This is a genomic window from Paracoccus marinus (assembly GCF_007018965.1).
Taxonomy (GTDB): Bacteria; Pseudomonadota; Alphaproteobacteria; order Rhodobacterales; family Rhodobacteraceae; genus Paracoccus; species Paracoccus marinus.
The window spans coordinates 257,734-281,215 of sequence record NZ_VJYZ01000010.1 but is presented as its reverse complement, the minus strand read 5'-3'; the positions used below and the strand labels follow the sequence as shown (position 1 = coordinate 281,215).

Sequence of the window (23,482 nt, the reverse complement as noted above, 5' to 3'; positions counted from 1 at the left end):
CCTGCACACGCTCAGCGCCCGCGGGTCAGGATCGCGTCGACTTCGGCCAGCGTGGGCATCGCGTCGGCCGCACCCGGCCGCGTGACCTGCAGGGCGGCGGCGGCGGCGGCGCGGCGCAGGTTCGCCTCGATCGCCAGCCCCTCGTCCATCCCGGCGGCGAACCACCCGGCGAAGCAGTCGCCCGCGCCGGTGGTATCGACCGGGGTCACCGGAAAGGCGTCCTGCCGCGTCACCCGCCCGGCGGTCAGGTCGCGGTATTCCGCCCCCTTGCCGCCCATGGTCACCAGCAGCCCCGCGACCGGCAGCGGGCCTTCGATGCCGGCTTGCAGCCGCGCCGCCTCGCCCTCGTTCACGGCGATGATCGTGGGGTGGGGGATGACGTCGCGCACGGCCGCCAGATCGAACGGCGCGGCGGAATAGATGACGCGCGCGCCCGCCGCCTGCGCCTGCGCGGCGGCGATGCGCTGGTGCGCGGTCTCGTTCTGCAACAGCAGCGTGTCGCCGGGACCGATGCCCGACAGCCCGGCGGTGACGGCGGATTGCGGCAGCGCGTGGTTGGCCCCGCCGTGGATGACGATCGCGTTCTCGCCGCCGTCGTCCACCATGATGATGGCGTGGCCCGTCGCCTCGTCGGCCAGCCGCTGGACCCCGCGCACGTCCACCCCCGCCGCGCGCAGCGTGTCCGCCACCCATCCGTCGGCCGCGCCGATAGCGCCCACGTGGCGCACGGCCGCGCCGGCGCGGGCCGCGGCGATGGACTGGTTCGCGCCCTTGCCGCCCAGGCCCCGCGACAGCGTTCGCGCCGCAATCGTCTCGCCCGGCTGGGCCAGAGCCGGCAGGCGATAGACGTGATCGACGTTGATCGAGCCGAGGTTGAAGATCGTCATGTCGCCCCGCTGTCTGCGCATCCGAGCAATGCCCGCGACCCGCGCGTCCCTGAAACGGACGAACGCGCCCCCGGGGGGCGCGTTCCGATGTCTTGGCCGTGTGGCGGCGGTTCAGCGGCCGTCGTTCAGCCGGTCCCGGCCGTGCTTGAGCGGCCACCACAGGCGCTTGTTGGTCAGGTACAGCAGCACCGTCAGGACGATGAGGAACAGCACCGAGATGAAGCCGACCTGCTTGCGGTCCATCAGGTGTGGCTCGGCCGCCCACATCAGGAACGAGGTGACGTCCATCGACATGCTGTCCACGTCGGCCGGCGCGCCGTCGGCGAAGGCAACCTGGTCGGCCTGCAGGGGCGGCGGCATGGCGATCCAGCCGCTGGCGAAGGCGGTGTTCTCGTAAAGGACCGACCCCGCCTCTTCCTTCTGCTCGCCGGTATAGCCGTTCAGGATGGCGTGGATGTATTCCGGCCCGCCGATCCCGTTCATCAGCTGGCTGATGCCGGTGCCGTAGGGGCCGTGGAAGCCCGCGCGCGCCTTGGCCATCAGCGACAGGTCGGGACCCATGCCAAGCCCGGTCACGGTCGGGAAGTGGTCGGTCGGAAGGCGCGGACGCTCTTCGCCGGTTTCCGCGTCCATGATCGTCATCTGCGCGGCATAGGCGCGGACCTGATCCTCGGGCAGGCCGGGGCCGCCCTCGTCCGACAGGCTGCGGATCGCCACCTGCTTCATGCCGTGGCAGGCCGAGCAGACCTCGGTATAGACCTGAAGGCCGCGCTGAAGCTGGAACTGGTCGAACCGGCCGAACGGGCCCTCGAACGAGAAGTCCACGTCCTCGACATGCGCGGCGTGAGCGGCGGCGGGCGCGCCCTCGGCGGCATGGGCGTCGGCGCCTTCGGGCGCGGCCGCATGATCCTGGCCGTCGGCGGGGGTGTCGGCCGCACCTTCCGGGGCGGCGGCGTCGGACGCCGCGGGGGCGGGCGCGTCCTCGACGACGGCTTCGCCTTCCTCGGTCCCGACCGGAACCGGCGCGGTCACCTGCTCCTCGGTGGCCGAGGCGGGCAGCCCTTCCTTGGGCGCCGCCGGCGGCTCGCCCGCCGACTGGGTCGGCGTGGGCGTCGCTGGTGCCCCGTCAGGCGCGGCGGTCCCGGAACGCGCGGTCGAGGTCGCCTCGGCGTCCGAGCTTTGCGGCGCGGGCGTCGTGCCCTCGGCGGTCGGGCGCGGGGTCGATTCGTTGTCCGACACGTCGCCGCCGGTCTTTTCGGTCGTCGCCGCGTCGGTCACTGCGGGCTGCTGCGGCTGGGCCGCTGGCACGCCCGTGCTGGTCACGCCGTCGGTCGCGGGCGCGTCGGTGGTGCCCGAGACGACGTTGCCCGCACCCGATTCGACGGTCGCGCCGCCGGTCATCCCCGAGGGGCTGGCGGCCTCGGCGGACGGATCGGCCTCGGCGCTGGTGGCGTTCGGGTCGGCGATCGAGCCGGTGGCCGGGGCGGCGCCCGGACCCGTGGCCGCGACGCCGCCGGTCGCGCCGGGGGTCTGGGTGGTTTCAGGCGCGGCCGACGTGTCGGTCGCGGCCGGCGCGGCAGGGGCCGCCGCATCGTTCGCAGGCACCGCGGGCGCGCTGCCCGCCGCGACGCCGCCTACGGTGTCGACCGTGGTGGCGCCGTCCGAGCCGCGGGTCACGACCGTGCCCGGCCCGGTCTGGGCGGGGGCGGCGGTGCCGGGTTCGTTCAGGGGAACGGTGATGGTCTGGGCCTGCGCCTGGACCTGGCTTGCGGCCATGCCCAGGGACAGCGCCGCGACCGCCGTCAGCGTAACGGTTCTGAAGGTCATCTCGCGCGCTCCTTATTCGGCCGGATGGGCGGCCGAAGGCCGGTAGTGTTCGTCAAAATCCTGCTCGATCGTCGTGGGCATCGGCGCCGGACGCTCGATCAGGCCGAGAAGCGGCAGGATCACCAGGAAGTAGGCGAACCAGTAGGCCGCGCCGACCAGCGAGATGTAGGGATAGATCCCTTCGGCCGGTTGCGCGCCGCCCCAGGTCAGCACCACGAAGTCCACGGCCAGCAGCCAGAACCACCACTTGAACTGCGGCCGGAACCGGCCCGAGCGGACGCGGCTCGTGTCCAGCCACGGCACCAGCGCCATCACCAGGATCGCGCCAAACATCGCCAGCACCCCGAAGAACTTGGCGTCGATGATGCCGAAGCTCAGGAAGTTGACGATCTGCACGATCCAGACGTCGGCGGTGAAGGCGCGCAGGATCGCGTAGAACGGCAGGAAGTACCATTCCGGCACGATGTGCGCGGGCGTCGCCAGCGGGTTCGCCTCGACGTAGTTGTCGGGGTGGCCGAGGTAGTTGGGCATGTAGCCCACGACCGCGAAGAACACGATCAGGATGAAGGCCAGCGCCAGCAGGTCCTTGATCACGAAGTAGGGGAAGAACGGGACGGTGTCGCGGTCAGCCTCCTCGCGCGAGGTGCGGCGCACCTCGATGCCGGTCGGGTTGTTGTTGCCGGTGGTGTGGAACGCCCAGAAGTGGACGACGACCAGCGCGGCGATCACGAACGGCAGCAGATAGTGCAGCGAGAAGAACCGGTTCAGCGTGGCGTTGTCCACGGCCGGGCCGCCCAGCAGCCATTCCTGGATCGACGGCCCGATGCCCGGGATCGCGCCGAAGAGGCCGGTGATCACGGTGGCGCCCCAGAACGACATCTGGCCCCACGGCAGCACGTAGCCCATGAACGCCGTCGCCATCATGGCGAGGTAGATCAGCATCCCGATGATCCAGGTGATCTCGCGCGGGGGCTTGTAGCTGCCGTAGTAGAGGTTGCGGAAGATGTGCATGTACACGGCAAAGAAGAACAGCGAGGCGCCGTTCGCGTGCAGGTAGCGCAGCATGTAGCCGCCGTTCACGTCGCGCATGATGTGCTCGACCGAACGGAACGCCATGTCCACGTGCGGGGTATAGTGCATCGCCAGCACGATCCCGGTGACGATCTGCAGCACCAGGCAAAAGGTCAGGATGATGCCCCAGATCCACATCCAGTTCAGGTTCTTGGGCGTGGGCAGGGTGACGAAGTCGACGATCAGTTCCACCACCGGCAGGCGGCGGTGGATCCACCGCTCGGCCCGCGACTTGGGTTCGTAGTGTTCCGTGGGAATACCGGCCATTGGTCGCGTCTCCTCAGCCCAGCTGGATGGTGGTGTCGTTGACGAAGGTCGCGACGGGAATGTGCAGGTTCTGCGGCGCCGGACCCTTACGGATGCGGCCCGCGGTATCGTAGTGCGACCCGTGGCACGGGCAGAACCAGCCGCCGAAGTCGCCCGCGCCGTCCCCGATCGGCACGCAGCCGAGGTGGGTGCAGACGCCCAGCATGACCAGCCACTTGCCTTCCTCGTCCATCGTGCGGTTCACGTCGGTCGCGGGCTCGCCGGGCTTGTTGGCGTTCTCGGCCTGCGGGTCGATCAGCGCGGCGCTGTCGTCGGCGCGGCCCTTCTCGATCTCGGCGGGGGTGCGGTGGCGGATGAAAACGGGCTTGCCCAGCCACTTGACGGTCAGCTGCGTGCCTTCGGCAACCCCGCTGATGTCGACCTGGATCGAGGACAGCGCCTGCACGTCGGCCGAGGGGTTCATCTGGTTGATCAGGGTCCAGCCGGCAGCCCCCGCCGCGACGGCGCCGGCACCGGCGGTCGCGTAGTAGAGGAAGTCCCTCCGGGTGGTGCCGTGATCTCCTGCGTGATCGTCTGCGTGGGACACGGGCTTTCTCCAATTCCTGGCCGTCGGCGGGCCGGTGCGACAGGTCTTCGGACCGCAAAAATGCGGCCCTCGCGTAGGCGCTTCTAGCGGCGTTGTTTCGGCCAGTCCAGCGGCCACGCGGTGACGGTGCGCGCATATCGTCGCAGTGTGGGATTCGCGCGTCGGCAGGGCACGGGGCGGAAAACGCGGGCGTAATCCGTGGCCGTCAGTCGGCGGCGGGCGGAGCGGCGGGCGCAACCGGGGCTGTGGCGGGGGCGGGATCGGCAGTCGGATCGGCCGCCGGACCGGCGGGCGCGGCTTCGGTGCCGGGCGCCTGTTCTCCGGTCGCTTCATCGCCCGACACCTGTTCGACCGACGCCTGATCGCCAGAGGCGGCATCCACAGGCGGCGTGGGCACCGCCGGCACGGGGGCCGGCTGGCCTGCGGCGTCTGCCGGCGCGGCCTCGGCCGGGATCGCGGGCGTCGCGACCGCGTCGGCCGGCGCGTCGCCTGGCGTCGCGGCGGGGTCGGCCTCCGCGCCGTCCTGCGTCGCGGCCGGGTCGGCCAGCGTCGGCCGCGCCAGCTGGTCCTGCTGCCACTCGCCCTGCGCCACCTGGCCCGAGGCATAGCGCATCACCCCGGTCCCCTGCCGCTTTCCGGCCACGAAGCTGCCGGTGTAGACGTCGCCGTTGGCATAGGTCGCGACCCCTTCGCCGTCGATCTCGCCCGACCGCCAGCCGCCCTCGTAGCGAAAGCCGTCTTTCGTGGTCAGCGTCCCCTGCCCCTCGCGCATGCCGGCGACGAAGCCGCCCGCATAGGTGGTGCCGTCGGCATAGGTCGCGGTGCCGTTGCCGTGGCGCTGCCCGTCCCGCCACGCGCCGTCATAGACGTAGCCGTCGGGATAGGTCATCCGCCCCTGCCCGTCGTTCCGCGCGCCCTTGAAGCTGCCCTCGTAGACCATGCCGTTGGCATAGGTCGCGCGGCCCTGCCCCTCGATCACGCCGGCGGCCCAGTCGCCCTCGTAGCTTGCGCCGTCAGGATAGGTGATCCGGCCGCGCCCCTGCGGCTGGTCCGCGACCAGCGCCCCCTCGTAGATCGAGCCGTCGGGGAAGGTCACGCGGCCCTGCCCCTCCATCCGGCCATCGACCCACTCGCCTTCGTAGACGTAGCCGTCGGTGCCGGTGAACTTGCCCTGGCCGTGGCGCTTGTCGGCGCGAAACCCGCCCGCATAGGTGTCGCCGTTGGCGTAGGTGGCGGTGCCGGTGCCCTGGCGCTGGTCGTCCTTCATCTGGCCCTGATAGACGTCGCCGCCGGGCTGGATCAGCTTGCCGCTGCCGTTCATCCGCCCCGCCGCCCAGACGCCTTCATAGACGAGCCCGTCGGGCATGGTCAGCTTGCCCTGGCCCGCGCGCATCCCCGCCAGCATCCCGCCCTGGTAGATCGAGCCGTCGGGATAGGTGATCTTGCCGGTTCCTTCCTTGGCGCCCTGAATCCAGTCACCTTCGTAGCGGTAGCCGTTGGGCTGGGTCAGCGTGCCCTTGCCGTCGTGCAGCGCGCCCGAGAAGCCGCCGCTGTAGGTCGAGCCGTTGGCATAGGTCGCGGTGCCCTGGCCGGTGATCTCGCCCTGAACCCAGTCGCCGTCATAGGTGCCGCCGTCGGCATAGGTGATCTTGCCCTTTCCGTTCGGCTTGCCGGCGTCGAAATGCCCTTCATAGGTCGAGCCGTTGGGATAGGTCGCGCGGCCCTGGCCCACGATCTGCCCGTCCACCCAGTCGCCTTCGTAGCGATAGCCCGAGGGCAGCGTATAGGACCCCTGCCCGTGCTGGCGGCCGTTGCGGAACGTGCCCTCGTAGACGCCGCCGTCCTCGTACTGCTTGGTCACGACCGGCTCGGCCAGGGCCGGGGCCGCAAGCATCGCCGCCACGGCCAGCCCCGCGAATGTCTTGCCGATTGCCGCCTTCATTGCCCGATCCCCGCCGCCGTAAAGTGCCGTCCTGCCATGGGCCCAGCCTTAGCCCATGCCGCCCTACGGGGCAAAGCCCTGCTTTGCCGCACCCGCGCGCGGGGCCGCCTTCCGGGCCGCTTTCCCTCGCCCGGCGGCTGCCCTATCGTCCGCCCGACGCCCCGCAGGATAGACCCATGATCGACCGCTTCCGCCTGACCCTCGCCCAGCTGAACGCGACCGTGGGCGACCTTGCCGGCAACGCCGCGCTGGCGCTGGACGCGTGGGCGCAGGGGCGCGACGCGGGCGCGAACATGGTGGCCCTGCCCGAGATGTTCCTGACCGGCTACCAGACCCAGGACCTGGTCTTGAAACCGGCCTTCCTGCGCGACTGCCACGCGGCGCTGGACGCCCTTGCCGCCGCCTGCGCGGACGGCCCGACGCTGGCCATCGGCGCGCCGTGGTCCGAGGGCGAAAGCCTGTATAACGGCTACCTGATCCTTCAGGGCGGGCGGATCGCGGCCAGGGTGTTCAAGCACGAACTGCCGCACAAGCAGCTCTTCGACGAACTGCGCCTGTTCGACCCCGGTCCGATCAGCGGCCCCTATGTGGTGGACGGGGTCCGCATCGGCAGCCCGATCTGCGAGGATGCGTGGTGGCAGCCGGTGACGGAAACGCTGGCGGAAACCGGGGCCGAGATCCTCGTGGTGCCGAACGGCAGCCCCTATCACCGCAACAAGCTGGACCTGCGGATGGGCCACATCGTCGCCCGCGTGGTCGAAAGCGGGCTGCCCGCAGCCTACCTGAACATGGTGGGCGGGCAGGACGACCAGCTTTACGACGGGGCGTCGTTCGTGCTGAACCCGGGCGGGCACAAGGTCGTGCAGTTGGCCCCGTTCGAGCCCGCGATCGAGCATGTCGATTTCGTCCGCACCGCCGCGGGCTGGCGGGCCGGGCCGGGGACGATGGCGCCGCAGCCCGGCGAATGGGAACAGGACTACCGCGCGATGTGCGTGGGGCTTGGCGACTACATGCGGAAATCGGGCTTCCGAAAGGTCGTGCTGGGGCTTTCGGGCGGGATCGACAGCGCGCTGGTCGCGACCATCGCCGCCGACACGCTGGGGCCGGAAAACGTGCGCGGCGTCCGCCTGCCCTCGGCCTATTCCAGCCAGCACTCGCTGGACGACGCGGCAGAGCTGGCCGCGCGCCTCGGCATCCGGCTGGACACGATCCCGATCGAGGGCCCGCGCGAGGCGGTGGGCGCCGCGCTCGCCGGCGTCATGGCCGGAACGGAACCCGACCTGACCGAGGAAAACATCCAGTCCCGCCTGCGCGGCCTGCTGCTGATGGCGATTTCGAACAAGCACGGCGAACTGCTGCTGTCGACCGGCAACAAGTCCGAGGTCGCGGTCGGCTACGCGACCATCTACGGCGACATGGCGGGGGGCTATAACCCGCTCAAGGACCTTTACAAGACGCGCGTGTTCCAGACCTGCCGCTGGCGGAACGGAAATCACCGCGACTGGATGGCGGCGCCGGGCGGCGAGGTGATCCCGCAGACCATCATCGACAAGCCCCCCTCGGCCGAACTGCGCCCGGACCAGACCGACCAGGACAGCCTGCCCCCCTACGAGGTGCTGGACGCGATCCTGACCGGCCTCGTGGAACGCGACGCCTCGGTCGCCGAACTGGTCGCGCAGGGGTTCGAGCGCGAGACGGTGAAGCATGTCGAACGCCTGCTCTACGGCAGCGAATGGAAGCGCTACCAGGCCGCGCCGGGGCCCCGCCTGTCGCCCCGCAGCTTCTGGCTGGACCGGCGCTATCCGCTGGTGAACAAGTGGCGCGACGAGGGGTGACGGCGAGAGGTATCGGCGGGGGGTGACGGCGGGTCAGGGATCGAGCAGCAGCCGGTAAAGTTCGACCGGGATGTCCTTGGCTCTGTACTCGTTCTTGACGGCGAACTCGGCTAGCTCCTCATGGGTCGGGAAGCGGCCGTGCTGCTTGACGAAGCCGTCCCAGAACAGCCGGACTTCGTCGTCTTCGTCGATGTCGTCGCACAACTCAGCGTCAAGATGGCATGCAAGGTTGCGCTCGCGCGTATCGCCAAGAACGGCGCGGGCGCCGAGGTCGAACAGCACTTCGACCGGATACAGGTAGAACTCCCCCTGGTGGTCGATTATTCGCGGTGCCTGCCGTAGCCATCGCGCGTTCCACGCGCGCTCCGCATCGGCGCGCACCAGCCGCAGCGCGGGGCGATGCAGCATTGCCCGTTCGGCAAACAGCAGGGCGACGTCCAGCAAGAACGCGCAATAGGCCGGGCGCATCACCGGATGAGGCAGGGACGCGTCGCGCGGCTCCTTGCTGGGCTCTGCCAATGCGATCAGATACCGCTCGATCCCGTTCCAGTCCTCGGCATCGCGGCGCGGCGCGAGGCCCGCTCGTTCCAGCATCAAGGCTGCGACTTCGGCGCGCGCCGGCGCGATCGCGATCAGACTGTCCGAGACGCGGATGGCCTCGCGCCTTGGAAACCTTGCCGTCCAATCCAGGATCGGGTCACCGGGCAGCGACGCAGGCGTCCAGCCGTCGTAGGTGACGCGGTACGAACCGGTTTCGTGCAGCGCATCGGACAGACGCGGTTCCCATTCGGGACGCTGCGGGCGACCCGGTCTGATCAAGTCGAAAAGCCCCACCTGGCAAATCCCTCCGATCAGCCGCTCGTCAAGGCGCGCGCAGTCTCTCGCGCCACCCCCCTCACACCACAACCTCCATCCCCACCTGCTCGCCCACCCCGAACACCTGCCGGTAATGCGCGATCAGGTCCGCGGGACCGGTTGCCTTTTCGGGGTTGTCCGACAGCTTGACCGTGGGCTCGCCGTTTGCGGATGCGGCCTTGCACACCAGGCTGAACGGCGCCAGGCCGTCGCCCGGCACCAGGCCGCGAAAGTCGTTGGTCAGCAGCGTGCCCCAGCCGAAGCTCACCTTCACCCGGCCGTTGAAGCGCTGGAACAGCGCCGCCATCTGGTCGACGTCCAGCCCGTCCGAAAAGATCACCAGCTTCTGCGTCGGGTCCTCGCCCCGGCTTTTCCACCACGCGATCGCGTATTCGGTGATCGCCACCGGGTCGCCCGAATCGACCCGGATGCCGGTCCAGCCCGCCAGCCAGTCCGGCGCGCCGTCAAGGAAACCGCGGGTGCCGTAGGTGTCGGGCAGGATGATGCGCAGATTGCCGTCGTGTTCCTCGTGCCAGTCGGCCAGCACGCGGTAGGGGGCCTGGCGCAGTTCCTCGTCGCTGCCCGCCAGCGCGGCATAGACCATGGGCAGTTCGTGGGCGTTGGTGCCGATCGCCTCGATGTCGCGGCGCATGGCGATCAGGCAGTTCGAGGTGCCGGTGAAGCGGTGGCCCAGCCCCTCGATCATCGCCTGCACGCACCAGTCCTGCCACAGGAAGCTGTGCCGCCGCCGGGTGCCGAAATCGGCGATCCGCAGGTCGGGGCCCAGCGCCCGCAGCGCCTCGATCTTTTCCCACACGCGGGTCATCGCGCGGGCGTAGAGGATCTGCAGCTCGAACCGGCCCAGATCCTTCAGCACCGCCCGCGACCGCAGTTCCATGATGATCGCCAGCGCGGGTATTTCCCACAGCATCACCTCGGGCCAGCGGCCCTCGAAGGTCAGCTCGTACTGGCCGTCGCGCTTTTCCAGGTGATAGGCGGGCAGGCGCAGCCGTTCGAGGAACTCCATGAAGTCGGGGCGGAACATCTGCCGCTTGCCGTAAAAGGTGTTGCCGCGCAGCCAGGTGCTTTCGCCGCGCGCCAGCGACAGGCTGCGGGCGTGGTCCAGCTGTTCGCGCAGCTCGCCCTCGTCGATCAGGTCGGCGAGGCGGATGGACCTCGACCGGTTGATGAGGCGGAAGGTTACGTCCACGTCGGGCCGGTTGCGGAACACCGACTGGCACATCAGGAGCTTGTAGAAGTCTGTGTCGATCAGCGAGCGGACGATCGGGTCGATCTTCCACTTGTGGTTGTAGACGCGGGTCGCGATGTCGATGGTCGGGATCATCATGCGAGGTTCACCCCCGCGTCCTGCATCGCGCGGCGGGCCGCGTCGCGCGAGCCGTTCAGGTCGATGGCGCGGGTCGCGGGTTCGATGACGGTGGCGTCGAAGCCGAAGTGCCGCGCGTCCATCGCCGACCAGGCGACGCAGAAATCATGGGCGAGGCCGACGAAATGAAGGTCGTCCGCGCCCCATTCGCGCAGGTAACCCGCAAGGCCGGTGGGGGTCGCGCGGTCGTTTTCGCGGAACGCCGAGTAGCTGTCGATGCCGCGGCGTAACCCCTTGCGGACGATCAGGTCGGCACGGTCCACTGCCAGGCCAGGGTGGAATGCCGCGCCCGCGCTGCCGATCACGCAATGCGCGGGCCACAGGACCTGCGGGCCGTAATCCATCGTCACGGTGGAAAACGGCGCCGCGCCCGGGTGGCTTTCGGCAAAGCTCGAATGATCCGCCGGGTGCCAGTCCTGCGTCAGAACGACCGCGTCGTAGTCGCCCATCATGGCGTTGATCGGGTCCACGATCTCGTCCCCGCCCGCCACGGCCAGCGCCCCGCCGGGGCAGAAATCGACCTGCATGTCGATGATGATGAGCGCGCGCATGATCGTCCCCTTCGCGGATCGGCGAACGGTAGAAAGGCCGGCGGGCAGCGTCAATGCGGGGTTGCCAAGGACCGGGGGGCCGACTAACGCCCCGCGCATGTTCGTCGTGGCCGCCCTTTACCATTTCACCCGCTTCCCCGACCCCGCCGCGCTGAAGCCGGGCTTGCTGGCGCTGTGCGAGGGGGCGGGCGTGCGCGGCACCCTGATCCTCGCGGGCGAGGGGGTGAACGGCACCATCGCCGGCACGCGCGACGGGATCGACGCGGTGCTGGCGGGCTTGCGCGCGCTGCCCGGATGCGCGGCGCTGGAGTGCAAGGAAAGCGCCGCCGGCGCGATGCCATTCGGGCGGATGAAGGTGCGGGTCAAGGCCGAGATCGTGACGATGGGCGTGCCGCAGGTGGACCCGACCGCGCATGTCGGCCGCTACGTCGCGCCCGCCGACTGGAACGCGCTGATCTCTGCGCCGGATGTCGCGGTGATCGACACCCGCAACGACTACGAGGTCGCGGTCGGCACGTTCCGCGGCGCGGTCGATCCTGGCACCCAGTCCTTCCGCGACTTTCCCGCGTGGTGGGCGGCGAACGCCCACCGCTTCCAGGGCAAGCGCGTCGCCATGTTCTGCACCGGCGGCATTCGCTGCGAGAAATCCACGAACTACCTGCTGGCACAGGGCGTGGCGGAGGTGTTCCACCTGCAGGGCGGGATCCTGAAATACCTCGAGGATGTCCCGCGCGAGGACAGCCTGTGGGACGGCGCCTGCTTCGTCTTCGACCAGCGCGTCAGCCTGACCCACGGGCTGGAACCCGGCGGCCACGTCATGTGCCACGCCTGCCGCCGCCCGCTGACGCCTGCGGACACCGCGCGCGCGGAATACGAGGAAGGGGTGCGCTGCCACCTGTGCGAGGGCGAATATTCCGACGCGGACCGCGCGCGTTTCCGCGATCGGCAGCGGCAGGTGGAACGGGGCGAGTTGTTCGCGGACTGATGGCGCGTCAGGCCGACGCGAATTCGGCGAACAGGTCGGCCCATTTCGGCGGCGCGTCGCTGGCAGCCCGGGCGAAGCGCACCATCTCGGAAAAAGCCGGATCGTCGAGGATCAGCGAGAAATAGCGCGGGTCCGGGTCGATGCCGACACGGCCCAGGGTGAAGCGGTCGGCGTCGAAACAGGCGCCGACCAGCGGCCATTCGCGGCTGTGGATCGTGCCCTCGTGATCGTGGCAGGCGGTGGCCACGATATCGGCCCGTTCCTCGCCGAGAAGATCGCGAAGGGCCCGGCTTTCCCGCGCGACGCGGGCGGCCGCGGGGCCGTGCTGCGGGTCGCGGTATTCGCTGACGCGGCGGCAGTCGTGCAGGACCGCGAAGGCCACGCAGATCGCCGCATCGGCGCGGTCGTCGCGGCGGGCGATCTCCAGCCCCGTGGCCGCCACCGCGCGCCAGTGCCGCTCGCCGTGGTCGGGCGACGCCTTCAACCGTGACCCCGCCCGCGCCTCGGCCAGCAAACCTTCCCAGCTCATCGCGACCCCTTTCCCGGCCACACCCGGCCGGGTTCAGGATGTCGCGCACGGGCACGGCTGTCGAGGCTCGTCCGCGCACAAGCGCACTGGCAAGGCCCGCGCAGAAGCGCACTGGCAAGGAACAGGAACGATGGCTACATCGTTGCCACAAGGCTTCACACCGGAAAGGCTTTTTCCATGAACAAGATGCTGATGTCGGCGGCGATGGCTCTCGCCATGATGACCGGTGCGGCGCAGGCCGAAACGATCCGGGTGGGGATGTCGGGCGGCTATTTCCCGTTCACCTTCACCGAGGGCGGGGTCCTGCAGGGGTTCGAGGTCGACGTGCTGAACGCCGTCGGCGAAAAGACCGGAGACGAGATCGAGTTCGTCACCATGGGCTTTTCGGGCCTGATCGGCGCGCTTGGCGCGAACCGCATCGACACCGTCGCCAACCAGATCACCATCACCCCGGAACGTCAGGCGCAGTTCAATTTTTCGCAGCCCTACGTCTTTGACGGGGCGCAGGTCGTCACCCGCAAGGGCAATGACGAGGTCACCGGCCCCGAAAGCCTGAAGGGCAAGACGGTCGCCGTGAACCTGGGGTCCAACTACGAACAGCTGCTGCGCGAGCTGCCCTATGCCTCGGAAATCGACATCAAGACCTACGAAAGCAACATCGAACAAGACACCGCGCTTGGCCGGGTCGATGCCTTTGTGATGGACCGCGTGAGCTCGATCCAGTCGATCAAGGAAAGCGGCCTGCCGCTGCAACTCGCCGGGACCCCGTTCAGCGAGATCCAGAACGCCCTGCCGTTCCGCAAGGACGAGGCCGGGACCGCGCTGCGCGACAAGGTGGACGGCGCGCTGACCGAACTGGCCGCCGACGGCACGCTGACGAAGATCAGCCAGAAATGGTTCGGCACCGACATCACCAAGCCCGCCGCGCCCGCCGCGGCCAAGTGATGCGCGGGTGATCGACCTCGACTACATGGCCGGGCTGCTGCCCGTGATCCTGCGCTTCGTGCCGCTGACCTTCGGCATGGCGGTGGGGTCGATGATCGGCGCGCTGATCCTTGCGGCGATCCTGGCCGTGATCCGCGTCCTGCGCATTCCCGTCGCCAACCAGGCGGCGGGGGTGTTCATCAGCTTCTTCCGCGGCACCCCGCTGCTGGTGCAGCTGTTCCTGTTCTACTACGGCCTGCCGCAGGCGATCCCCGCCTTCGTCGCGATCGACGGCGTCACCGCCGCGATGCTGGGCCTGACGCTGCACTTCGCGGCCTATATGGCGGAATCGCTGCGCGGCGCGATCTTGGGGGTCGCCCGCGACCAGTGGGAAGCCGCGCGCGCCGTCGGCATGACCGAGGGGCAGACGATGCGCCGGATCATCCTGCCGCAGGCGGCGCGGGTGTTCGCGCCGACGATGGTGAACTACTTCGTGGACATCCTGAAATCGACCTCGCTCGCCTTCACCCTTGGCGTGACCGAGATGATGGGCGCGGCGCAGAAGGAAGCGGCGGGCAGCTTCCGCTATCTCGAATCGTTCCTGGTGGTGGCGATCATCTACTGGATCATGGTCGAGGTGCTGTCGCGCGTGCAGGCGTGGCTTGAACGGCGGACCGAGCGGCGGGCCACCGGGGGGACGCGGGCATGAGCGGGCGGTGCGGCGCAAGCCTGACGGGGCTGGCCAAGCGTTTTGGCGAGACGCCGGTGCTGCGCGGCATCGACCTGTGCGTCGATCCTGGGGAATGCGTGGCCATCATCGGCCCCTCGGGGACCGGCAAGTCCACCCTGCTGCGCTGCTGGAACTTTCTCGAACGCGCGCAGGCGGGCCGGATCCAGATCGGCGACCTTTCGGTCGATTCCGCGACCGCCACCAAGGCCGAGGTGCTGGCGATCCGCCGCCGCACCGCGTTCGTGTTTCAAAGCTATGCGCTGTTCGCCAACAAGACCGCGCGCCAGAACATCGCCGAGGGGCTGACCGTGGTGCGCGGCATGCCGCAGGCGCAGGCCGACGCGCGCGCCATGTCGATCCTGCGCGACATCGGAATGGCCGACCGCGCCGATGCCTACCCGTCGAATCTGTCGGGCGGTCAGCAGCAGCGGATCGGGATCGCCCGGGCGATGGCGCTGGATGCGGACCTGATGCTGCTGGACGAACCCACCAGCGCCCTTGATCCCGAATGGGTGGGCGAGGTGCTGGCGCTGATGCGCCGCGTGGCCGAGGCCGGGCAGACGATGGTCGTCGTCACCCACGAGATGCAGTTCGCGCGCGAGATCGCGGACCGCGTCGTCTTCATGGACGGCGGCGTCATCGTCGAGGAAGGGCCGCCGGAGCGGATCTTTTCCGACCCGACGGACCCGCGCACCCGCGCCTTCCTGCAGCGGGTGCTTTAGTCATTCGGTCAGCCGCGTGGCGACGCGCATCGGCTTGCCGTCGATCAGGTAGTCGGCGCTGACCTCGATACCGGGCGCGGCCTCCGTCAGCGGGCTCAGCGACCCCAGCGAGATCATGGTGCCCGCCGGCAGGTCGTAGCCGCCCTGCCCGGCCAGCCACAGCACCACGTCCAGCGGATGCCCCAGCAGCATGTCGCCGGTGCCCTGCGCGACCGACGTGCCGTCGGCCTTCAGGTCCACCGTCAGCGCGGCGAGGTTCGCGACCGGATCGGACAGCTCCGCCACCTTGACCCCTTCGCCCAGCACGCCGCGCCATGGCGTCACGCCGTAGGACGCCATCACCGGCCCGGTCGGCTTCACCCCTTCGGCCATGGCGAGATCGGGCAGTTCGATGAACGGCCGCACCTCGTCCAGGGCGGCCGCGACCTGTTCGCGCGTGGTCGCCTGCATGATCGCGGGATCGGCCACGGTCACGATCAGGTCGGCCTCGTAAAAGGGCGCTCGGCTGCCCGAAAGCGACACCGCCTCGCCGTCCGCCACGATCATGGGCGCGAACAGGGCGCCGGTCGCGGGCTCGGTCACCCCGAACCTTTCCTGCACGGGCTTCGAGGTGAAGCCGACCTTGACCCCCACCGGCTTGCCCATCGCGGCCTCGAGCCCGCCCCGGAAGGCGGCATAGGCGCAGGCGGCGTCGGCCATGCTGGCAACGCCCGGGTCGGGCAGACGATCGCCCGCGAGCCAGCCGGTCGCGGCGGCCTGCATCTGCGCGGGCGGCGGGCAGGCGGCAAGCGCGGGGCCTGCCGCGAAGGTGGCCGCGAACATGGCCGCGAGTGCTGTGATGATCCTCATGGAAACCTCCCCCTTTTTCCGATGCGGCAAGGGTGCGCGCGGGCGCGCCGCCTGTCCACCGGAAGCTGCCGCGGGGCGGTTCCCATCGCCCCGCCCGCGCCCTAGAACCGTCGAAACCCCAAGGTGCCCGATGACCGATCAGCCGACCCCGATGATGGCCCAGTACCTCGCGATCCGCGACGCGAACCCCGGGGCGCTGCTGTTCTATCGCATGGGCGATTTCTACGAGATGTTCTTCGACGACGCGGTCGCGGCCGCCGCCGCGCTGGACATCGCGCTGACGAAGCGAGGCACGCATCTGGGCCAGCCCATCCCGATGTGCGGGGTGCCGGTTCACGCCGCCGAATCCTACCTGCTGACGCTGATCCGCAAGGGCTTTCGCGTGGCCATCGCCGAGCAGATCGAGGACCCCGCCGAGGCCAGGAAGCGCGGCGCGAAGTCCGTCGTCGCCCGCGACGTCGTGCGGCTCGTCACGCCGGGCACGCTGACCGAGGAATCGCTGCTGGAAGCGCGGCGCCACAACTTCCTCGCGGCCTTCGCGCAGGTCCGCGACGACTGCGCGCTGGCGTGGGTGGACATCTCGACCGGGGCGCTGCGGGTCGCGCCCTGCCCGCCCGCGCGGCTGGCGCCCGAACTCGCCCGCCACGCGCCGCGCGAACTGCTGGCGCTTGACGGATCGCGGCTGGACGAGGTGGCGGCGGAAGCGGGCGCCGCGCTGACGGAACTGTCGGCCGCCAGCTTTGACAGCCAGTCCGGCGCGCGCCGCCTGTGCGCGGCCTACGGGGTCGAGACGCTGGACGGCTTCGGCAGCTTCGGCCGCGCCGAACTTTCCGCGATGGGCGCGATCGTGGACTATCTGGAACTGACCCAGCGCGGGCGGATGCCGCGCCTTGCGCCCCCGGTGCGCGAAAGCGGCGCGGGCGCGATGCAGATCGACGCGGCGACGCGGCGCAACCTGGAACTGACGCAGGCCCTGTCGGGCGGACGCGAAGGATCGCTGCTGGCCGCCGTGGACCGTACCGTGACCGCGCCCGGCGCGCGCCTGCTGGAACGCCGCCTCAGCGCGCCCAGCCGCAACCTGCCCGAAATCCACCGCCGCCAGGCCGCCGTCGCGCATCTCGTGGACGACGCGCGCCTGACCGCCGACCTGCGCGACGCGCTGGCCCGCGTGCCCGACATGGACCGCGCGCTGTCGCGGCTGGCGCTGGAACGCGGCGGGCCGCGCGACCTTGCCGCCATCCGCAACGGCCTTGCCGCCGCGATCCGCATCTCCGCGATGCTGGGCGGCGACGACCCGCTGCTGGGGGACGCCGCACGCGACCTGATCGGCCACGACGAGCTGATCGCGCGGCTGGATGACGCGCTGGTGGCCGAGCCGCCGCTGCTGGCCCGCGACGGCGGCTTCGTCGCGCAGGGCTTTGATCCCGACCTCGACGACACCCGCGCGCTGCGCGACGAGGGGCGCGGCGTCATTGCCCGCATGCAGGGCGAGTTCATCGCGGATACCGGCGTGTCCAGCCTGAAGATCAAGCACAACAACGTGCTGGGCTACTTCATCGAGACGACCGCCACCCACGCCGAACGGATGCTCGCCCCGCCCTTGAACGCGCGCTTCATCCACCGCCAGACCACCGCCAATCAGATCCGCTTCACCACCGTCGAACTGAGCGAGCTGGAAACCCGCATCCTCAACGCCCGCGACCGCGCGCTTGAGATCGAACGCCAGATCTACGCCCGCCTCGTCGCCGCCGTGCTGGCCACGGGGCCGACGATCGGCCAGACGGCGCGGGCGCTGGCCGAGATCGACCTTGCCGCCGCCTTCGCCGACCTCGCCACCGCCGACGGCTGGACCCGGCCCCGCGTGGACGAAAGCCGCGCCTTTGTGGTCACGGGCGGGCGGCACCCGGTCGTGGAACGCGCGCTCAGGCGCAAGGGCGAGCCGTTCGTCGCCAACGACTGCGCGTTGACGACGGGCGACACCCCCGCGATCTGGCTGCTGACGGGGCCGAACATGGCCGGGAAATCGACCTTCCTGCGCCAGAACGCGCTGATCGCCGTGCTGGCGCAGGCGGGCGCGTTCGTGCCGGCGCAAAGCGCGAATCTGGGGCTGGTGTCGCAGCTGTTCAGCCGCGTGGGCGCGGCCGACGACCTGGCGCGCGGGCGGTCCACCTTCATGGTCGAGATGGTGGAAACCGCCGCGATCCTCAATCAGGCCGACGCGGGCGCGCTGGTGATCCTGGACGAGATCGGGCGCGGCACCGCGACCTGGGACGGGCTGTCGATCGCCTGGGCGGTGCTGGAACACCTGCACGCCCAGAACCGCTGCCGCGCGCTGTTCGCGACCCACTACCACGAGATGACGCAGCTTGCCGCGAAGCTCGAAGGCGTCGAGAACGCGACCGTCGCGGTGCGCGAGTGGGAAGGCGAGGTGATCTTCCTGCACGAGGTCACAAGGGGCGCGGCCGACCGCAGCTACGGGGTGCAGGTCGCGCGGCTGGCGGGCCTGCCGGCAGCGGTGGTGGACCGCGCGCGCGACATCCTCACCGCGCTGGAATCGGGTGCGCGAGAGGGGGGCGCGGAACCCGCGGCGCTGATCGACGACCTGCCGCTGTTCCGCGCGGCGCCTGCGGCCAGGGCCACCCCGCCGAAGCAGTCTGCGGCCGAGGCCCGCCTGCACGCCATCACGCCGGACGCGCTGACCCCGCGCGAGGCGCTGGAACTGGTCTACGAACTCGTGGCGCTGGCCAAGGGCTGATCGGCGACCTCGCGCAGGCTGCGCATCTGGTCGTCGTAGCCATCCGACGTCCGCAGCCGTTCCAGCTTTTCGGCATAGCGCGACTCGATCAGCTTCTGCGCCGCCGCGACGTCCGGGTCCTTCAGCAGCTTGGCGATGAACGCCTTGACCTTGCGGCCCCGGTCCGCGGCCGACCGGTCCGTGGTCTCGTTGCGGTCGAACTGCTGGAAATACGCGTCGTCGTACTTGCCGTGGTTGTTCAGCACGTCGCCACGCAGTCGGCGCATCAGGAACTCCTCGCCCGACTTCACGCCGTAGTGGTTCACCTGCGCGAAATCGTAGCCCGCCGTGTTGCGGGTCTGGCGCCAGGTCATCACCCGACCGTCGACCGGGTTGCCCGATCCGTTGACCCAGTTGAACACCACCCGCTCGCTGTCGGATTTGCCCGCGATGTTGGGGCGGTGGATCGCCAGCTTGATGCCGGGCTGGTGGCTGAACAGGGTCTTGACCCCGAAGCCCTTCACGAAGTCGTCGCCCGCCGCGTTGGTGAACCGCTCGGTCACCAGGCGGTCGGAATAGCGCGGCACGCCCCCGCTTCCGAAGAAGCGCCAGGTCATCGCCATGCCGGTGGCGCCCCGGTCCTTGATGATGTCGATCGCGTCGTCCACCCGGCCCTCGCCCGCCTTGATGCTGACGAACTCGTCGAAATCAAAGACCATCACCCAGTCGGCTGCCCTGACCAGCGGATGGACCTGAGCCCGGCGCAACGCACGCGACTGCGGCGGCTTGGTGCCCAGCGGCGGGTTGTCGATCCGCGTGACAAGGCCAAGCTTCGCCAGCGCGTCCAGCATCTCGTCGGTGCCGTCGGTGCAGTCGTTGGTAAAGGCGAGCAGGTCGGTGAACCCCAGCAGGTGGTGATAGGCCACCCATTCCAGCACGTAGGGGCCTTCGTCCTTGGCCATGGTCACCGCGACGATGCGCCCGTGGGGCGAGGTGTTCGCCCCGCCCGGCACGGCATCCTTGCGGGCATCCAGATCGGCGAAGAAAGCCTCGGGATCGATCGGCACCGGCTTCGCCTTGGGCGCCTTTGCTTTTTTCTTCTTCTCGGCCGAGGCGAGCTGATCCGCCTCGGCGATCCCCAGCTGGACCAGCTTGTCGCCCAGCCACGAGCCCTGCTTGGGGAAGCGGCCTTCGGTGTATTTCCGCAGCCAGCGCGAATAAAGATGGATGGACAGGCAGCGCTCGTCCGCCTCGAACGCGGCGACCCGGTCGGCCTGCTTGGGATCGACCAGCATCTTCCGCGCGCCGAAATCGACCGGGAAGAACGTGGCGACCGGCTGGGCGTGGCTGATCTCGCCCGTCAGCTCGGCATAATAGCTCAGCGCCTGGGGCCCGGTGCTGCCCCAGGGCAGATCGCCCAGGCGGATCGTCTGGCCGTTCTCCAGCATCTTGCGAAGCTGCTTCTGCCCGCCCGCGTTGAACCACGGCGGCACCATGTTTTCCGACGACAGGAACTCGGACAGCAGGCGCGCCGTCTCGGACCCCTCGGGAAAGCCCATGATCGCGTTGCCAAGCTTCGCGCCGCGCTCGTAGCCAAGATACCATCCACCGGCCAGCGCAAAGGGGCGCACCGCGATGATGTCGGTATCGGCCCAGACCTGCCGCGTCTTGCACGTCATGATGGCGCGGAACACGTCGGCGTGGATCGCGGGGCTTTTCGCCTTGGCATGGACGACGATCTCGTCCTGCGCCCAGATCTCGCGCGCATCCCGGTGAACGGCCCCTTCGGGCACGTTCGGGACCTCGCCGTAGCTGTAAAGCGTATAGCGGTGCCCCAGGTCGAGGAAGCTCTGGATCGAGGCCCGCTCCATCCAGGACAGCGGCCCCTCGATCCAGAGCGACGCAATATCGGCGAGGGGTTTGTCAGCTGTCATCAGAACGGGCCAATCTCATCCTGCAGGCGGTCGTAGAAGGCCACGTTGGCCGCCCGGCATTCCTCCAGGCTGCTGTCGTACGACACGGCCCGATGCAGATCATCGTCGCCGGGACGTTCCGTGGTGATGTAGGCGGGCTTGTGCTTGTACGAGAACAACCCTGACTTGAATGGAAGGCACAGGACCTTGCGGTTGAGAAGCGTGGCCCAGAACACGCCGTGGTAGGTATTTGACACGATGTATTCGTGGTCGGCAAGGAAGCGCAACTTGCTTTCCAGGTCCGTGCCGTTGTTCGTCATTACCGTGTCGCCGGTGCCCACCCCCATGCGGGTGTGCTTGTGCTGGTAATAGCCGATCGTCCTGGTCGGCGGCTTGTCGCGATAGATGTCCAGCAGGCCCGACATCGACGACGCGCAGGGCACCCAGGTGAACCGCTGGTCCTCGGACCAGCTGCGGATGCCCACGATGTCGAAGGCGTCGAAGAACGGGCTGAACAGGTCGTAATCCCCAGCGGGATCAAGCGCCGCGCCCGACTTGTCGATCACCGTGTCGGCGCCGACACCCCAGGCGACAAGCTTGTAGGGACGGGGCGAGGCCGCGATCCGGTCAAGCTGCTTGCGGAAATACCTGCGCCCCAGCCCGCCGCCGCCGACCACGACGACCTTCTCGGTCGACAGGTCCGCCGAGGGGTCCATCACGTCGTAGACGGGGGCATCGCGGAAGTCGAAATACTTGTACGGGGGGCAGACGTGGTCGCCCACGTTGGTGGGGTCGTCGCGAAAGATGAACGCCACGAAATATCCTTCTCATGCACGCGGACGACCCGCGATCGGAACGCCTTAATTGCGCCCCGCTTGTCGTCCCCCATACACGTTAAGGGTGAAACATCACAACTGTGCAACCCGACCCGGGCAGCCATCCGGTTCGCAATAGCGTCCGGCAGCCGCCCGCCCGCGCCTCACTCCTCCTCGTCGCCGCCCGGCAGGTTGAAGAAGCTGTCGGCGTCCACCTCGGTCGGGCGGCGGGGTTCGTCGCGGGTCAGGGTGAAGTTTTCCAGCCCGGCGATCGCGGACGGCAGCCGCGCCTCGTCGCTCATCCCAAGGCTGCTTTCGGTGGACACCAGCTTGCGGCGCTCGTCGTCGGTCATCACCTCGGGCTTGGACTTCGCGGCCTTCTGGACGGCGGCGTCCAGTTCGGTCTGGCGGCACAGGCCAAGCGCCACCGGGTCGATCGGGGTGATGTTCTGGATGTTCCAGTGGGTGCGGTCGCGAATCGCCGCGATGGTGGGCTTGGTGGTGCCGACCAGCTTGGCGATCTGCGCGTCCGCAAGCTCCGGGTGGAACTTGACCAGCCACAGGATCGCGGCCGGGCGGTCCTGGCGCTTGGACAGGGGCGTGTAGCGCGGGCCGCGGCGCTTTTCCTCGCCCTCGGCGGCGGGGTTGTGCTTCAGCTTCAGCTTGTAGGCGGTATCCTTTTGGCCCTTCTCGATCTCGACCGGGTCAAGCTGGTTCGAGGCGACGGGATCGAACCCCTTGACCCCGGTGGCCACGTCGCCATCGGCGATGCCCTGCACTTCCAGCTCGTGCAGGCCGCAGAAATCGCCGATCTGCTTGAAGCTCAGGGTGGTGTTGTCGACCAGCCAGACGGCGGTGGCCTTGGCCATCAGCGGCTTGTTCATGGGTTGCTCCTTCGCAAACGTGTCCTGTCCGGTGAAACCGGGTGGCGCGGGGCGCCATTCCTGAATTTCGGGAATTGACGGATAATATACGCAGAAGGACGGGACGTTTGAAGCCCCTTTTGCCGGCCCCCGCGCGCGTCTAGGCTGGGCGCCATGAAAACCATCGCCGCCGCCGCCGCAGCCTTCCTGTCGGCCCTTTGCACCCTGCCGCCGGCGGCCGCCGCGCAGGACGTGGCCGGCGATTTCGACTATTACGTCCTGGCGCTCAGCTGGTCGCCGTCATGGTGCGCGACCGAGGGTCGCGGCCGGGACGAGGCGCAGTGCGACCCGCGCCGCCGCACCGCCTTCGTGGTCCACGGGCTGTGGCCGCAATACGAGGACGGCTGGCCCGCCGACTGCCGCACCGCCGAACGCGACCCCTCGCGCCGCGAAAGCGCGGCGATGGCCGACGTGATGGGGTCGGGCGGGCTGGCCTGGTATCAGTGGCAGAAGCACGGCCGCTGTTCGGGGCTGTCGGCGCAGGGCTACTACGCGGCGGTGCGCGACGCCGCCGCCGGGGCCGAGGTGCCGGCGCTGCTGAAGATGCTGCCGCGCGACGTGACCCTGCCCGCCGGGGTGGTCGAGGACGCCTTCATCCAGGCCAACCCCGACATGACCCGCAACGGGATCACCGTCACCTGCAACGGAAAGCGCCTGGACGAGGTGCGGATCTGCCTGACCCGCGACCTTCAGCCGCGCGACTGCGCCCCCGACAGCCGCCGCGACTGCGCCGGCGCCCTGCTGATGGAAGCGCCGGGCTGACCGGGCCCGCCCGCCGGCCGCGCCCCGACCGCCAGCGGGCAGGGACGGTCGATCCGGTCTGCAAGCAGCTGGCGCAGGGATGTCATCGCGGCGATGCGCGCGTCGATCTCGTCAAGCTTCGGCTGCAGCAGCGCCGCGACCTCGGCGGGCGGCAGCTCGCCACCGATCTGATCGAGCAGCACACCGATCTCAGCCAGCGAAAACCCGAGCGCTTTCGCCTGCCGGATCAGGGCCACCCGCGCCAGCTCCCCGGTCGGATAGTCGCGATAGCCGTTCGGCCGGCGATCGGCCGCGATCAGCCCGCGCGCTTCGTAGAACCTCAGCGTGTCGGGGCTTACCCCCGCCCGCCGGGCAAGCTCTCCTATCCGCATCGAAATCTCTTGACCCT

At 69.5% G+C, this 23,482-nt stretch carries 20 protein-coding genes and 1 pseudogene; 7 read left to right on the top strand and 14 right to left on the bottom strand.

Annotation, left to right across the window (positions count from 1 at the left end):
* Window positions 1–11: 11 nt before the first annotated feature.
* The 5 genes and pseudogenes from FNF32_RS07145 to FNF32_RS07125 all read right to left on the bottom strand — a co-directional run.
* The gene (locus FNF32_RS07145) at window positions 12–887 is read right to left on the bottom strand and encodes a ribokinase (RefSeq protein WP_131672722.1); all 876 of its coding nucleotides are present in this window, start codon (window positions 885–887) and stop codon (window positions 12–14) included.
* 111 nt (window positions 888–998) lie between these two features.
* The gene (locus FNF32_RS15745; protein ID WP_281285654.1) at window positions 999–2,714 is read right to left on the bottom strand and encodes a cytochrome c1; all 1,716 of its coding nucleotides are present in this window, start codon (window positions 2,712–2,714) and stop codon (window positions 999–1,001) included.
* A gap of 12 nt (window positions 2,715–2,726) precedes the next feature.
* Window positions 2,727–4,052: a cytochrome b gene (petB, locus tag FNF32_RS07135; protein ID WP_131672653.1), complete on the bottom strand. Its 1,326-nt coding sequence runs from the start codon at window positions 4,050–4,052 to the stop codon at window positions 2,727–2,729.
* 13 nt (window positions 4,053–4,065) lie between these two features.
* Window positions 4,066–4,638, bottom strand: coding sequence for a ubiquinol-cytochrome c reductase iron-sulfur subunit (gene petA, locus FNF32_RS07130; RefSeq protein ID WP_131672652.1), 573 nt, complete (start codon window positions 4,636–4,638; stop codon window positions 4,066–4,068).
* Window positions 4,639–5,134: 496 nt separating this feature from the next.
* Window positions 5,135–6,580, bottom strand: a pseudogene (locus FNF32_RS07125) (MORN repeat-containing protein); the annotation flags it as partial.
* 176 nt (window positions 6,581–6,756) lie between these two features.
* Between FNF32_RS07125 and FNF32_RS07120 the strand changes: the two are divergent.
* Entirely contained in the window at window positions 6,757–8,415 is a 1,659-nt protein-coding gene (locus FNF32_RS07120) for an NAD+ synthase (protein WP_143796548.1), read from the top strand.
* A 33-nt stretch (window positions 8,416–8,448) separates the two neighbouring features.
* On the opposite strand, the gene FNF32_RS07115 is transcribed toward FNF32_RS07120, so the two are convergent.
* The 3 genes from FNF32_RS07115 to pncA all read right to left on the bottom strand — a co-directional run bounded on the left by FNF32_RS07115 (window position 8,449) and on the right by pncA (window position 11,208).
* Window positions 8,449–9,249: a hypothetical protein gene (locus tag FNF32_RS07115; protein WP_131672649.1), complete on the bottom strand. Its 801-nt coding sequence runs from the start codon at window positions 9,247–9,249 to the stop codon at window positions 8,449–8,451.
* A 61-nt stretch (window positions 9,250–9,310) separates the two neighbouring features.
* Window positions 9,311–10,618: a nicotinate phosphoribosyltransferase gene (pncB, locus tag FNF32_RS07110; protein WP_131672648.1), complete on the bottom strand. Its 1,308-nt coding sequence runs from the start codon at window positions 10,616–10,618 to the stop codon at window positions 9,311–9,313.
* Window positions 10,615–11,208 (bottom strand): bifunctional nicotinamidase/pyrazinamidase, encoded by a 594-nt coding sequence (pncA, locus tag FNF32_RS07105; RefSeq protein WP_185961879.1) that lies wholly within the window; start codon window positions 11,206–11,208, stop codon window positions 10,615–10,617. Before pncA ends, pncB begins: the two co-directional genes overlap by 4 nt.
* 97 nt (window positions 11,209–11,305) lie before the next feature.
* Between pncA and trhO the strand changes: the two genes are divergently transcribed.
* Complete coding sequence (gene trhO, locus FNF32_RS07100; protein WP_131672647.1) at window positions 11,306–12,193, top strand: oxygen-dependent tRNA uridine(34) hydroxylase TrhO; 888 nt, start codon at window positions 11,306–11,308, stop codon at window positions 12,191–12,193.
* Between the two features lie 7 nt (window positions 12,194–12,200).
* Here trhO and FNF32_RS07095 read toward each other — a convergent pair whose 3' ends face one another.
* Entirely contained in the window at window positions 12,201–12,722 is a 522-nt protein-coding gene (locus tag FNF32_RS07095) for a hypothetical protein (RefSeq protein ID WP_131672646.1), read from the bottom strand.
* A 177-nt stretch (window positions 12,723–12,899) separates the two neighbouring features.
* Between FNF32_RS07095 and FNF32_RS07090 the strand changes: the two genes are divergently transcribed.
* From FNF32_RS07090 to FNF32_RS07080, 3 genes are read left to right on the top strand one after another with little or no spacing between them, the layout of a single operon-like run.
* On the top strand, window positions 12,900–13,667 hold the full coding sequence (locus tag FNF32_RS07090) for an amino acid ABC transporter substrate-binding protein (protein ID WP_131672645.1): 768 nt from the start codon (window positions 12,900–12,902) through the stop codon (window positions 13,665–13,667).
* Between the two features lie 25 nt (window positions 13,668–13,692).
* On the top strand, window positions 13,693–14,355 hold the full coding sequence (locus tag FNF32_RS07085; protein WP_131672719.1) for an amino acid ABC transporter permease: 663 nt from the start codon (window positions 13,693–13,695) through the stop codon (window positions 14,353–14,355).
* A complete protein-coding gene (locus tag FNF32_RS07080; protein WP_131672644.1) occupies window positions 14,352–15,098 on the top strand; it encodes an amino acid ABC transporter ATP-binding protein in 747 nt (248 codons plus the stop codon). The genes FNF32_RS07085 and FNF32_RS07080 overlap by 4 nt, the downstream gene beginning before the upstream one ends.
* Here FNF32_RS07080 and FNF32_RS07075 read toward each other — a convergent pair whose 3' ends face one another.
* Entirely contained in the window at window positions 15,099–15,947 is an 849-nt protein-coding gene (locus tag FNF32_RS07075; RefSeq protein ID WP_246087716.1) for a 2-keto-4-pentenoate hydratase, read from the bottom strand. It abuts the gene before it with no gap.
* Window positions 15,948–16,077: 130 nt separating this feature from the next.
* On the opposite strand from FNF32_RS07075, the gene mutS reads away from it, so the two are divergent.
* A complete protein-coding gene (gene mutS, locus FNF32_RS07070) occupies window positions 16,078–18,702 on the top strand; it encodes a DNA mismatch repair protein MutS (RefSeq protein WP_131672643.1) in 2,625 nt (874 codons plus the stop codon).
* Here mutS and FNF32_RS07065 read toward each other — a convergent pair.
* From FNF32_RS07065 to FNF32_RS07055, 3 genes are all read right to left on the bottom strand, one after another.
* Window positions 18,672–20,615: a glycosyltransferase family 2 protein gene (locus FNF32_RS07065; protein ID WP_131672642.1), complete on the bottom strand. Its 1,944-nt coding sequence runs from the start codon at window positions 20,613–20,615 to the stop codon at window positions 18,672–18,674. The two genes, mutS and FNF32_RS07065, sit on opposite strands and share 31 nt — an antisense overlap.
* Complete coding sequence (locus FNF32_RS07060) at window positions 20,615–21,409, bottom strand: hypothetical protein (protein WP_131672641.1); 795 nt, start codon at window positions 21,407–21,409, stop codon at window positions 20,615–20,617. Before FNF32_RS07060 ends, FNF32_RS07065 begins: the two co-directional genes overlap by 1 nt.
* A gap of 164 nt (window positions 21,410–21,573) precedes the next feature.
* A complete protein-coding gene (locus FNF32_RS07055; protein ID WP_131672640.1) occupies window positions 21,574–22,293 on the bottom strand; it encodes a DUF1013 domain-containing protein in 720 nt (239 codons plus the stop codon).
* Between the two features lie 153 nt (window positions 22,294–22,446).
* On the opposite strand from FNF32_RS07055, the gene FNF32_RS07050 reads away from it, so the two are divergent.
* A complete protein-coding gene (locus tag FNF32_RS07050) occupies window positions 22,447–23,094 on the top strand; it encodes a ribonuclease T2 family protein (RefSeq protein ID WP_143796547.1) in 648 nt (215 codons plus the stop codon).
* On the opposite strand, the gene FNF32_RS07045 is transcribed toward FNF32_RS07050, so the two are convergent.
* Entirely contained in the window at window positions 23,022–23,465 is a 444-nt protein-coding gene (locus tag FNF32_RS07045) for a heavy metal-responsive transcriptional regulator (protein ID WP_131672638.1), read from the bottom strand. The two genes, FNF32_RS07050 and FNF32_RS07045, sit on opposite strands and share 73 nt — an antisense overlap.
* Window positions 23,466–23,482: the final 17 nt, after the last annotated feature.